This is a genomic window from Hymenobacter sp. BT18 (genome assembly GCF_012273015.1).
In the GTDB taxonomy this organism is placed as follows: domain Bacteria; phylum Bacteroidota; class Bacteroidia; order Cytophagales; family Hymenobacteraceae; genus Hymenobacter; species Hymenobacter lutimineralis.
This window is the reverse complement of the sequence record NZ_CP050954.1, coordinates 499,422-511,389: the sequence shown is the minus strand read 5'-3', so window position 1 is coordinate 511,389 and position 11,968 is coordinate 499,422. Positions and strand designations below refer to the sequence as shown.

The window sequence follows — 11,968 nt, the reverse complement described above, 5'->3', positions numbered from 1 at the left end:
GTGGTGGAGAGTTACTAGTCGGAGAAATACACTTTGCGCAGGGCCTGCAGGGCGCGGTGGGCTTTCACGCGGGCAGCTTCGGCGGTGCAGCCCAGGAGCTGGCCTATTTCGTCGTAGCCAAAGCCCTGGAAGCGGTTGAGCAAGAGGATTTCACGCTGGTTGGTAGGCAATTGGGCCAGGGCTTCGTGGAGGTCGTCGTGGTGGTGGTTGACGCGCATCTGGGAAAAAGCTGCGCCGCGTAGGCCGCCGTGGCGCTCCACTTCTTCCACATCGGCGGTACGCAGCTTTTCCTGGCGGTGCCAGTGGTCGGCGTAGGCGTTGCGGGCCATCTGAAACACCCAGGCTTTGAAAGGCTGGCCGGGTTGGTAGCTGGCCCGGTATTTCAGCACCCGCTCAAACACGCTTTGGGCCAGGTCTTCGCTGGTTTCCCGGTCGTTGCAGAGGCGGTAGAGGTAGTTGAACAAGGGCCCGTGGTAGCGCTCAAACAAGGGCACGAGCTGGTCGAGGTCGTCGGCCTTTACAGCAGCCATCAGGTCTTCGTCGCTCGGGCGGGCGGTAGTCACGGAGAAAGGGTGTAGGAGGGTTGTGCAAGGAGTACCGGCCGAAGTTGTATTCGTTACAGCGGTAGTGAAATATTTTTTCGATGACCAGCAAAAGCAGTGTCATGCTGAGCGAAGCCGAAGCATCTCTACCGCTTCGCCTGCATCATTCAACGAAGCGGGAGAGATGCTTCGACTCCGCTCAGCATGACGTTCTGGAATTTTCAGACAGGCCGATGCCGCGCCGAAAACGAGAAAAGCCAGCGGCTCTCCCGGGAAGGAAAACCGCTGGCTTGTTTGGGTGCTATCATCAAGCGCCCTTCTGCTGCGCCCAGCCCGGCCGGCAGGAGTCACTCACCACAGCAAACCACCAAGGGCACGGCCGGGGCTGAGCGCAGAGAAAGACAAGGCTACTTGGCCCGGCGGATGTAGATGTCGCCGTTCAGGGTTTTCATCATGAACTCGGGGCCACCGCTGTTGATCTTGCCGTAGGTCCAGGTGTCCTGGGCTACGCGGTAGGTGCCGTCCTTGGCCGTGCGCGTCACCTTCGAGGGGCTGCTGTCCACGCTCAGGTCGAAGTCGCTGTAGATGTCGCCGTGGTCGGATTTGAGCTTCACCGACACGTTGGCCCGCGCCGGCAGCGTCACGTCTACCTTGCCATTGATGGTGGAGAATGCCATGGGCGCGCCCGCCGTTATCTGCTTGAAGTCGGCAATGACCTCGCCGTTCACCGTGTTCAGCACCGCCGAGCCAGCCACGTCATTCAGGCGGATGGAGCCGTTTACGTTGGATATTTCCAGCTCGCCTTCCACATTATCCACCACAATGTCGCCGTTCTGTACGGTGGCCAGCTTCAGGGAAAACTGGCGCGGCACTTTAATAACGAAATCCACCGGGTTTTGCCAGGACTGGGTTTTCACGTACACCTGGTTGTCGCGCTCCTGGGCCGTTACGTCAAGGCCGCTGGCCTGCGAGATGCGGCGCATGCCCGAGGCATTTTCGTTGGCGGCCGACTCGCGCCGGCCGCCCCGCGTGGCTACTTCAATGATTACTTCCTTACCGGCGTAGCCCACTACTTTGATGCCGCCGCCCACGAGCTTGAGGTGTAGGGTGCCCGGCTTACCAGGGGAGCTGAGGGCCACCGTCATCTGCTCCTTGCTGGTCTGCTGAGCTTGGGCCGGACTTAGCCAAAAGAGGGCAGTAAGAGCGAAAAGAGTGCGAAATACTAGCTGGTTCATCGGGTTTGCTGTTTGATGGTCACGTCGCCGTTCAGGGTTTCCAGGCGGATGTTGGGGCCGCCCTTGCCGAGGCGCACGGCCGTTTCCTTGCGGAGCTTGTACTTGGTGCCGGTGCCTTCGCGCTCGGTGTTCTGGGTGATGGTGGCGGGCAGGTTTTCCGTCTGCGGGAAGTCGGTGTACATTTCCCCGTGCATGCTCTTGAAGTAGAGGTCAGCCGAGGCCGTGGGCGGGTAGCTCACCGTAATGTCACCGTTGATGGTTTTGTAGGAAGCCGCGGCCGTGGGCGCTGCCGTGAGGCCCACTTCCACCGGACCGTTCACGGTGTGGGCTTTCGACACCTCGCGGGCATTCTTAATGGTAATGCCGCCATTTACATTACTGGCTTGCAGCAGGCCGTTCACGTTTTCCACCCGCACCTCGCCGCCGTTCACCGTCGACACGGTTACTTTCATGTCGCGGGGCACTTTCACGGTGAAGTCGAGGCTGAACTGGTAGTGCCGCTCGTCGCTGCTCCAGTGCTGGTTACGGCGGGGGCGCGAGTCGAAGGGGCCTTGTTGGTACACCACTACACTGTCGTTGCGCTGCAGAAAGCCTATCTGTACATCTTTTTTGGCTTCGGCCAGAGCCGTGGCGTCGTCGGCTTTTAGGGTTTTGGTGACTTCCACTACCACCTGGTTGCCGCTGGTGCCTTCCACCCGCACCGAGCCGAAGATGTTGTACAGGGCCAGGGTGCTGCGGCCGGCGTCACCGGAAAGGGTGAATTCGCGGCTTACTTTTTCCGTGGCTTCACGGTCCTGGGCTTGCAGCGAGCAGCTAGGCAGCCACAGAAGTGTCCAGAGTAGCAGAGTTATAATGTTTGGTTTCATCGGAGTTCGAGGGGGTTGAGGGGGCCGCGGGGGCGCGGTCGTGGGACAAAGACTGAATGCTTTGCTCGATTTTGGTTTTCACTTGCTCGTTGAGGTTGTCTTGCTGGAGCAGCTTGCGCAGGGGACGCACCGAGCGGCGCTCCTGCAACTGCACCATCAGATCGGCCAGCGCCGACTGTACCAGGGGAGACTCCTGGTAGGTGAGGGAGCGAACCAGCCCCTGGCGCACGGTGGGGTCATCGGCCATGCTGCCCAGCGCGTCCAGGGTAGCCAGGCGCACGTTCACGTTGGGGTCCTGGTTGAGGGTGCTGAGCAGGGCGGCCAGCACCCGCTCGTTGGTAGGGGCAACTTGCTCGGCCTCACTCACGGCCTGCAGGCGCTGCACGGCCGAGGGGTTGTTGAGGCGCGAAATCAGCCCTACCTGCCGGGCCGTGGTGGCCGAGCTTTCGGTAGAAGTCTGTGCCAGGGGCTCTTCAACTCCTGCGCTGGTTTCGTGGCCTCTTAGCCCGTAGCCGATGCCCAGGCCCGCCAGCACCAGCACCAAGCTATAGGCCAGGCGTTGGGCAAAGGCCGGCTGCCACCACTGGCGCAGCCGCTCCAGCAGCCCTGCCACCGACCAGCGCTGCCGTTGCTGCTCCTCGGCCTTAAACTCGGCCAGCATGGCGTAGAAGTTGGGCCGCAGCTCTTCGCTGGGTGCGGGCACGGGCAGGTTGCCCATAGCCGTCCAGAGCTGCTGCACGCCTTCCAGCTCGTGCTGGCAGTCGGGGCACTGAGCCAGGTGAGCGGCCAGGATTTGCTTGTCCGTTTCGGGCAATTCGCCCGCCAGCCAGCTCATCAGCTCCTGCTGCACTTCCTCACAGTTTCTGAACCTTGCTTCCATTATCCATTTGCAAATAGATGTCCTTCAATTGGCAGAGGGCCCGGTGCGCGCGCACCTTCACGGCCCCCTCCGTGATGTTGAGCAGCTGCGCTATCTGCTCGTATTTCAGCTCCTGAAAGCGGCTCAGCACCAGCACCTCGCGCTGGTCGGGGGAGAGGCGGGCCAGGGCCCGGTGGAGCTGCGCTTCTTCCTGGGTGCGCTGCAGGTGGGCGTCGGCCGTCGTGCCTCCCGCAATTTTCTCGGCCCAGTCGGCAATGTCCTGGTGGTGGGCCGAGGGCTTGTTTTTCCTGGCGGCATCGGCCAGCACGTTGCGCGCCAGGTGGTACATCCAGGTCCGGAACTCGCCCTCCCCGGTGAAGGTGTGCCGGTACTTGAGCATGCGGTAAAACACGTTCTGCACCAGGTCTTCACTGGCCGTGGCATTGCCGTTGGAATGGTAGAAGAACGCCAGCAACGGCCGGTGGTAGCGTTCAAACAACAGGCCCATCTTCTCCACCTGACCAGCCTTCACCTGGAGCATGAGCGAGTTGTCGGTAAGCGAGTTCAAGGCGTTGGCTGATAGGTTGGTGGCGAATTCGGACGTGGAAACTGCGCCTTTTCGGGAAGGTTACTGCCGAATGAGAAAATATTTTTCGGGGAGGGCTATCAGTTAGTGTAATCGAATGTCCTTCCGAGCGAAGCCGAGGAATCTCGCGACTGACGTCGCCAAACTAACCGTCATGCTGAGCGGAGTCGAAGCATCTCTACCGCTTCGTTGCAGTAGTAATCCAACGAAGCGGTAGAGATGCTTCGACTCCGCTCAGCATGACGGTCTATTTCCGGTTATAGAGGAAGCATCCTCTTAAGGCACCTCCTCGCCCAGATGCTCGCGCAGCCGCTCGCGCAGTAAGTCCTGCAGGATGTGGTCCATAAATTGGAACTTGTCGGGAATGCGGAGGGTAACGATGCGCTTGCCGGTTAGCGCCTCGGCGAATTTCTGGCGGAGGATGTCGGCGTGCTTGCGCTCCATCACCAGCACCACGTCGGCCCAACTCAGGTGGCCGGCCGTCACGCGCACCCGGGCGCCGGGCTCGGTGCCGGCCGAGCGGGCCTCGTAGTGGGGGTGCTGGTCGAAGAGACGCTCGGCGGTGAGGCTGCGCCAGCGGTTCTGACTGCAGATGAACAGCAATTTTTGGGGCTGAAAGTCAGCGGAATTGGCGGCGGCAGGAGGGGAAGTCGGCATAAGTCTCGCAAAGATGCCGTAAGTTCGTGTTGCTCCCCTGCACCATTTCCTACACGCCGTATCATGCGCCGTCCATTTTGCAAAGCCGTGGCCACTGCCACGGTGGGAGCCTGCCTTGTAGTGGGCAGCACCACGCCGCTGCTTGCCCAGCGCAAAACCCTCGAACAAAAGGTTGATTCCGTGCTCCAGCTCATGACGCTGGAGGAAAAAGCCGGCCAGCTCAACCAGTACACCGGCGACGCCGTCACGGGCCCCGCCGTCAACGACCCCACCAAGCTGGAGCAGATTCGTTCGGGCCGGGTGGGCTCCATGCTCAACATCCGCGGGGCCCAGCGCACCCGCGAGCTGCAGGCCGAAGCCCTCAAGTCGCGCCTGAAAATTCCGCTGCTTTTCGGCCTCGACGTCATCCACGGCTACCAGACTACCTTTCCTATTCCCTTGGGCGAGGCCGCCAGCTGGGACATGACGGCCATCCGGCAGTCAGCGCACATTGCGGCCGTGGAGGCGGCTGCTGCCGGTCAGCACTGGACGTTTGCGCCCATGGTCGATATTGCCCGCGACCCGCGCTGGGGCCGGGTGATGGAAGGGGCTGGCGAAGACCCCTACCTGGGCTCCCAGATTGCGCGGGCCCGCGTGCTGGGTTTCCAGGGTGAAAAAATAGGTGCCACTGATGCCGTGCTGGCCTGCGCCAAGCACTTTGCGGGCTACGGCGCCGCCCAGGCCGGCCGCGACTACCACACCGTGGACATGAGCCGGCGCCTGCTCTGGGAAGTGTATCTGCCCCCGTTCAAAGCGGCCCTTGATGCCGGCGCGGCTACCTTCATGAATGCCTTTAATGAGCTGGACGGCATTCCTTCCACCGGCAACCGCTATCTGCAGCGCGATATCCTCAAAGGCCAGTGGAAGTTCCAGGGCTTTGTGGTGAGCGACTGGGGCTCGATAGGGGAGATGGTAAACCACGGCTTCGCCAAAGACAACGCCGACGCCGGCCGCCTGGCCCTGCTGGCCGGCTCCGATATGGATATGGAAAGCCGCTCCTACGTGAACAGCCTGCCTGCCTTGGTGAAGAGCGGCCAGGTGCCCGAGGAGCTGGTAAACGACGCCGTGCGCCGCATCCTGCGCAAGAAGTTTGAGCTGGGCCTGTTCCAGAACCCCAACCGCTTCAGCGACGTGGCCCGGGAGAAAAAGCTGGTGGGCGCGCCCGAGCACCGGCAGATTGCCCGCGACGTGGCCCGCAAATCCATTGTGCTGCTCAAGAACGAAGGCAACGTGCTGCCGCTCGATAAGAAAACCAAGCGCATTGCCCTCATTGGGCCGCTGGGCACCAGCAAGCTCAACCACGCCGGCTTCTGGGCCGTGAACTACGACTCCACCGGCTACGTGAGCGTGCTGGAGGGCCTGCAGAACAAGTTCGGCAAGCAAGCCAATATCCAGTACGCTCGCGGATGCGGCATTAAGGGCGAGTCGCAGGCGGGCTTTGCCGAAGCCGTGAAAACCGCCCAGGATGCCGACGTGGTAGTAATGGCCGTGGGTGAGGCCTACGACATGAGCGGCGAGGCCAAGTCGCGCACGGATATCGGTCTGCCCGGTCAGCAGGAAGCCCTCATCAAAGCCGTGGTAGCCACCGGCAAGCCCGTAGTGGTGCTGATGATGGCCGGCCGCCCGCTCACCTTCAACTGGACGGCCGAGCACGCCCCGGCCATTCTCTACACCTGGTGGCTGGGCTCCGAGGCCGGCAACGCCATTGCCGACGTGCTGACCGGAGACTATAACCCCGCCGGCAAGCTGCCCATGACGTTTCCGCGCAGCCTGGGCCAGGTACCCATTTTCTACGCCGCCAAAAACACCGGCCGCCCCTCCAGCGGGGATAAGGACGTGCTCTACAAATCGGCCTACATCGACCAGACCAACCGGCCGCAGTACGCCTTCGGGCACGGCCTGAGCTACACCAAGTTCACCTACGGCAACCTTAAGCTCAGCACTACGCAGCTGGGCGCGGGCCAGTCGCTCACGGTTTCCTGCACGCTTACCAACGCGGGCAAAACGGCCGGGGAGGAAGTGGTGCAGCTCTACCTGCGCGACCTGGTGGCCAGCGTGACGCGCCCCATCATGGAGCTCAAGGACTTCCAGAAAGTGCAACTCAAGCCCGGCGAAACCAAGACCCTCACCTTCACCATCACCTCCGACAAGCTTTCCTTCTACAACCAGGACATGCAGTGGACCACCGAGCCCGGCGAGTTCCGCCTCATGCTTGGCAGCGCCTCCGACGACATTCGGCTGGATAGCAAGTTTGAGCTGCTGAAGTAAGCTGGCTTCCCAGGTAGGTCACGCCATCTGCCATGCCCGAAACTGCCCGTTTGCGGCTGGTTTCGGGCATAATTGCGTAGGGGCGTAACATTCCGCTAGATTGTATCTTGGAAGGGAAAGCTATCCACATGCCCTTCCTTCGTTGCCGACTATGCATAAAGCGTTACTCATCCTTCTCCTGGCCGTTGGGGGCCCCGGTTCGGCGCTTGCTCAAACCTACTACGCCCAGAATGCCGACCCCGCCCGCAAAGTGAAGATTCCGCCTTACGTGGTGAAAAAGTTCAGCCAGGCCTTTCCGGGGGCGCCCGTCGATTCGTGTTACGTGTTCGGCAACGCCGACAAGGGCGAGGAGTCCTACAGCTTTTTTACCCACCGAGTAAACCGCGTCCTGGAAGCCAACTTCAACGAGCGGGGCGAACTGACAGAGTCTGCCACGGAGGTGGCGGTAGAAACCTTGCCCGAGGCGCTGCAGGCCGCCCTTGCGCCCCAGCGCCTCGGGGCTGCCCGCCTTGGCCGCGTAACGAAAACTGTCTACCATCAGGAAGCAAATCGGGTGGAATACCGGGTGGAATGCCTCAGCGACGAGGCCGGCAAAAGCACCACACACCTTCAGTATTTCGCGGAGGACGGTCAGCCCATTTCCGCCGAAGGCCGGGAGTAAGCCCGGCTGCTTCCGTTGGCATAGCCCCGGTACCGGCGGCGTGGGCTTGTGCTGGCTGCCGGTGCACCCGCTGTGGCCGGAGGCCTGTGAGGTAGTCCTTGCGCCTTGACTTACGTACTTTGGGGCATGACGATTTTCTCTTTAAGACGCGTTGTTCTGAGTATTTGCCTGTGGTTGATGCTAGTGCCTGCGGGGTGGGCCCAGCCTTCACCCCGCCAGCTGTTTCCTGTCGTCTTCGAAGCCGTGCAGCTCGGCGGCGTGTTTCCCGACAGCAAAACCTTCGTGGATGCCCGCCCCAAAGCCGCCCCAGCAGTTATTGAGGCGGCCTATCAGCAGCAGAAAAATCACCCCGGCTTTTCGCTGAAGCAGTTTGTGAGGCAATACTTCGAGCTGCCCGCCGTGCCCACGGACGCCTACCAAAGCCGCGTAGCCGCCGGCCTACGCCACCACCTCGATACCCTCTGGACGGTGCTGCAGCGCCAGCCCCAAGACTCGGTGGGGCGCTACGGTTCTCTGCTGCCGCTGCCCAAGCCTTACGTAGTGCCGGGTGGGCGTTTCCGGGAAGTGTACTACTGGGACTCCTACTTCACCATGCTGGGCTTGCGCGAAAGTGGGCGCACGGCTTTGCTGCGCGGCATGGTGGATAATTTCGCCAGCCTGATAAACCGCCAGGGCTTCATCCCCAACGGCAACCGCACCTACTACCTCACCCGCTCCCAGCCCCCGTTTTTTGCTTTGATGGTAGAATTGCTGGCCCAGACCCAGAGCGACACCGTGCGCCCACGCTACCAGCCCCAGCTGCTACGCGAGTACCAGTACTGGATGGCCGGCGCCGACTCCCTTCAGCCCGGTACCGCCACCCGCCGCGCCGTGCGCCTGCCCGCGGGCGAAATCCTCAACCGCTACTACGACGCCGGTGATTATGCCCGCGAGGAATCCTACGCCGAGGACGTCGCCACCGCCCGCCAAACCACCCAGCCCCAGCCTGAGTTCTACCGGCACGTGCGCGCCGCCGCGGCTTCGGGCTGGGACTTCAGCACCCGCTGGTTTCGCGACGAGAAGACCCTGGCTTCCATCCGCACCCTGGAGCTGGTGCCCGTGGATCTGAACTGCCTGCTCTACGGGCTGGAGCAAACTATTGCCAGCGGCTACCGCCAGCAGGGCCAAGCTACCTTAGCCCGTGCCTTCGAGCAGAAAGCCCGGGCCCGACGCAACGCCATCCGCCGCTACTGCTGGGATAATTCGGCGGGCTGGTTTGTCGATTATGATTTCGTGGCCCGGCAACCAATGCGCCTGCGTACCCTGGCCGGCGCATTCCCGCTGTTCTTTCAAGTAGCATCGACCGGCGAAGCCCGCCAGGTGGCCGCTGGTTTGCAGCGCGACTTCCTGAAAGATGGCGGCCTGGTAACCACGCTCAACCACAGCGGCCAGCAGTGGGACGCGCCCAATGGCTGGGCACCCCTGCAGTACGTGGCCATCGAAGGCCTGAACCACTACAAGCAGCAGGAACTGGCCCGCACCATTGCCACCCGCTGGGTGGGGCTGAATGTGCGCGTGTTTCAGCAGACCGGGAAGCTGCTGGAGAAATACAACGTTGAGAACACCCAGCTCACGGCCGGGGGCGGGGAGTACCCCACCCAGGACGGCTTCGGCTGGACCAACGGCGTGCTGCTAAGGTTGCTCAACCAGTACCAGTTGTGGCCCAAGGAGCCAGCCGCTGGAAAGTAACGGGTCTATCTAATTTCGCCTACCATCCTGCGCGCTGCTCAGGAGGGCAACGAGGCTAAGAGTTAGCCTGGCCAGACGATTGAAACAGTGTTTTACCCCGGAGCAGCACGCGTAAGCCTTTGCGCTTGAGCAGGATGTTTGGGGCTGTGTTGCCGTGGTCCTGCAGGCGGGTGTTATAGGCCGCCAGGATGTCGCGGTAGGAAACCACGCCCGTAACCCGGGCATCCTTACCGGGTAGGAGCACCGGTAGTACGTCCACATTTTCGCGGGCCATGCGTTCCACCACCGTGCGCAGGGTGTCGGTAGTTAGTACCGTTGCCCTAGCCGATTGGGGCTGCAGCAAGGTGCTGATGGGCACATGCTCATCGGCCTGCCAGCTGGTGAGGGCCACGGTGCTGAGCAGGCCGGCAAAGGTGCCTTCCACGTCCACTACAATCAGGTGCGAGCCTACGCGCGCGGGCTCCCGGCCAGTCCAGGCACGCACATCCCCGATGCTGTTGTTGGTGCTGATGGTGACCAGTTCGTTCTGCAAAATCTGGCTTACCGGCACCTTGTCCAGCAAATCCGGCTCATAGTCGACGGGAGTTTTGACGCCGCGGCGGGCTATTTTCTCGGTCATGATGGTGTTGCCCATCAGCAAGAACGACACCAAATAGGCCCCGGTGCAGGCGCCCAGCAGAGGCAGAAGGGCCTGGGCCTGCCCGGTAGATTCCACCGCAAACACGATGGACGTGAGCAGCGCCCGTGAGGCCCCGGCAAACATAGCCGCCATGCCCACTAGCGCCGCCAAGGGCAAGGCAATGTCCGAAGCCGGTAAGAAATGTTGAATGGCCACCCCAAGCAACGCCCCCATAGCGCCGCCAATGGTAAGCAACGGGGCCAGTGTGCCCCCCGAGGTACCGCTCCCCAGGGAAATAGCCCAGGAGGCAAACTTAAGGAAGCAAAGCGTCAGCAGCAGCGCCAGCGGAGCGGTGCCCGATAGCACTGCCGAAATGTTTTCGTAGCCCACGCCCAGGGTGCGCGGCGCGAAATAGCCAATGCCGCCTACGGCCAGCCCGCCCAAGGCCGGCCACCAGGCCCAGTGAATGGGCAGCTTCTCGAAGGCATCCTCAATCCAGTACACCAGCTTGGTGATGCCCACCGAAGCCAGGCCCACCACCAAGCCAATGGCACTGTACGTGGCCAGCGCCACATTGCTCGGAGCTGCCAACTCTGGCATTTCGAACACGGGCCCCTGCTCAAACAGCAAGTGGTGGCCCGCTGCCCCGGTAATGCAGGCCAAGGCTACGGGCACCAGGGAGCGGGGCGAAAACTCAAACAGCAGCAGCTCAATAGCCAGAAACACCGCCGCAATGGGGGTGCCAAAGATGGCCGACATACCCGCCGTGGCCCCCGCCGCCAATAGCACTTTCCGCTCGTGGTGGGTGATGTGAATAAGCTGGCCCAGCGTGGAGCCCAGGGCCCCGCCGGTAGCAATAATCGGTCCCTCAGCCCCGAATGGCCCGCCCGTGCCAATGGAAATAGCCGCCGAAACCGGCTTCAGGTACATGATTGAGGGCTTGATGCGGCTCTGGTTGGTGAGAATCTGCTCCATGGCCTCCGGAATGCCGTGCCCTCGAATGGCTTTGGACCCATAAATAGCCATCAGGCTGACCACCAGGCCACCCAGGGCTGGCATAAGGATTACCCATAAACCCATGTGGTTGTCGGCGGGAGAGTGGTAGTCGACGGACACGTTGCCGAAGAAAACCAGGTTGGTCACCAAGTTGATCAACGATACCAGCAGACGGGCTACTCCGCTAATGGTCACGGCCACAAGCACGGCCAGCAGCGAAATCCGAATCAGACGGCGCTTATCCGGCGCCACGCGGGGTGGCGCCCCTTCGTTGGCGAGGGTGGGCTCCAGCGATGGGGAGATAGGAATGCCGGCGTGAACAGGGGACGAATGTTTCATTCAGTGCGAGTGAAGATGACTAGGCAGCAAGCTGCTTACCCGGGTAACAAAGAAAAACAGGAGAAGTGAGCAGCAACTGAGGCAGGACATTAGTCTGCAACTACCAGAGCCTGGGGAGCCGCCTGCTTGATGCGGCCCAGTAACCAGTCGGTTTGGCGCTTGGTGCGCGCACTGCAAAATGCACAGGTAGCTTTTAGCTCCTCGTCGCGCAGGGCCAGGGCTGCTTGCTGAATGACGGCCCAGCTAAGCTGCACTTCCTGGGTTAGGAGCCACAAGTCGTGCAGGTCGCGGATGAGGCCGAGGCTGCCGCTCCGCGCGGCGCTGAACAGTTCGTGCTTTAGCCGGGCCGGCTCGGTGCTCTGCTGCGTGGAGTAGCGCTGCAGATAAGGCACCAGCTTGCCGCGGTGCTCCCGCGACCAGGCCGACAGCTTCTGGCACATCTGCTCGATGTCGGGCTCGTCTTTGTGGTGCCGGCTTACTTGCGCAAAAGCTTTTGTGATTTGCTTTTCGCTGTTGTCGAGCAGGCCGAGGTAGTTGCCGAGGTGCATAGTAGAAGGAGCCGTTAAGTAAGGA

General features: G+C 61.8%; 11 protein-coding genes. 3 read left to right on the top strand and 8 right to left on the bottom strand.

The annotated features are described in order from the left end of the window. Nucleotides 1–14 precede the first annotated feature (14 nt). The 6 genes from HER32_RS02220 to HER32_RS02195 all read right to left on the bottom strand — a co-directional run bounded on the left by HER32_RS02220 (nucleotide 15) and on the right by HER32_RS02195 (nucleotide 4,745). On the bottom strand, nucleotides 15–563 hold the full coding sequence (locus HER32_RS02220; RefSeq protein WP_149069283.1) for an RNA polymerase sigma factor: 549 nt from the start codon (nucleotides 561–563) through the stop codon (nucleotides 15–17). Between the two features lie 386 nt (nucleotides 564–949). Beyond that, on the bottom strand, nucleotides 950–1,777 hold the full coding sequence (locus tag HER32_RS02215) for a DUF4097 family beta strand repeat-containing protein (RefSeq protein WP_168680194.1): 828 nt from the start codon (nucleotides 1,775–1,777) through the stop codon (nucleotides 950–952). Continuing rightward, the gene (locus tag HER32_RS02210; protein ID WP_168680192.1) at nucleotides 1,774–2,643 is read right to left on the bottom strand and encodes a DUF4097 family beta strand repeat-containing protein; all 870 of its coding nucleotides are present in this window, start codon (nucleotides 2,641–2,643) and stop codon (nucleotides 1,774–1,776) included. The genes HER32_RS02215 and HER32_RS02210 overlap by 4 nt, the downstream gene beginning before the upstream one ends. Then, a complete protein-coding gene (locus HER32_RS02205) occupies nucleotides 2,591–3,523 on the bottom strand; it encodes a HEAT repeat domain-containing protein (protein WP_168680190.1) in 933 nt (310 codons plus the stop codon). Before HER32_RS02205 ends, HER32_RS02210 begins: the two co-directional genes overlap by 53 nt. Next, nucleotides 3,498–4,070, bottom strand: a complete 573-nt coding sequence (locus tag HER32_RS02200; RefSeq protein WP_317169651.1) for an RNA polymerase sigma factor — start codon at nucleotides 4,068–4,070, stop codon at nucleotides 3,498–3,500. The genes HER32_RS02205 and HER32_RS02200 overlap by 26 nt, the downstream gene beginning before the upstream one ends. A gap of 294 nt (nucleotides 4,071–4,364) precedes the next feature. Continuing rightward, entirely contained in the window at nucleotides 4,365–4,745 is a 381-nt protein-coding gene (locus HER32_RS02195) for a low molecular weight protein tyrosine phosphatase family protein (protein WP_168680188.1), read from the bottom strand. 63 nt (nucleotides 4,746–4,808) lie between these two features. Between HER32_RS02195 and HER32_RS02190 the strand changes: the two genes are divergently transcribed. The 3 genes from HER32_RS02190 (at nucleotide 4,809) to treF (ending at nucleotide 9,441) form a co-directional block, all read left to right on the top strand. Further along, nucleotides 4,809–7,052 (top strand): glycoside hydrolase family 3 N-terminal domain-containing protein, encoded by a 2,244-nt coding sequence (locus tag HER32_RS02190; RefSeq protein WP_168680186.1) that lies wholly within the window; start codon nucleotides 4,809–4,811, stop codon nucleotides 7,050–7,052. A 151-nt stretch (nucleotides 7,053–7,203) separates the two neighbouring features. Further along, nucleotides 7,204–7,713, top strand: coding sequence for a hypothetical protein (locus HER32_RS02185; protein ID WP_149069289.1), 510 nt, complete (start codon nucleotides 7,204–7,206; stop codon nucleotides 7,711–7,713). Between the two features lie 177 nt (nucleotides 7,714–7,890). Next, nucleotides 7,891–9,441 (top strand): alpha,alpha-trehalase TreF, encoded by a 1,551-nt coding sequence (gene treF, locus HER32_RS02180; RefSeq protein ID WP_197748860.1) that lies wholly within the window; start codon nucleotides 7,891–7,893, stop codon nucleotides 9,439–9,441. Between the two features lie 55 nt (nucleotides 9,442–9,496). Here treF and HER32_RS02175 read toward each other — a convergent pair whose 3' ends face one another. Next, nucleotides 9,497–11,395 carry a chloride channel protein gene (locus HER32_RS02175; RefSeq protein WP_168680183.1) on the bottom strand — a complete coding sequence of 633 codons (1,899 nt, stop codon included), beginning with the start codon at nucleotides 11,393–11,395 and terminating at the stop codon, nucleotides 9,497–9,499. Between the two features lie 89 nt (nucleotides 11,396–11,484). Further along, nucleotides 11,485–11,943 carry a molybdopterin oxidoreductase gene (locus tag HER32_RS02170; protein ID WP_168680181.1) on the bottom strand — a complete coding sequence of 153 codons (459 nt, stop codon included), beginning with the start codon at nucleotides 11,941–11,943 and terminating at the stop codon, nucleotides 11,485–11,487. Between the last annotated feature and the right edge of the window lie 25 nt (nucleotides 11,944–11,968).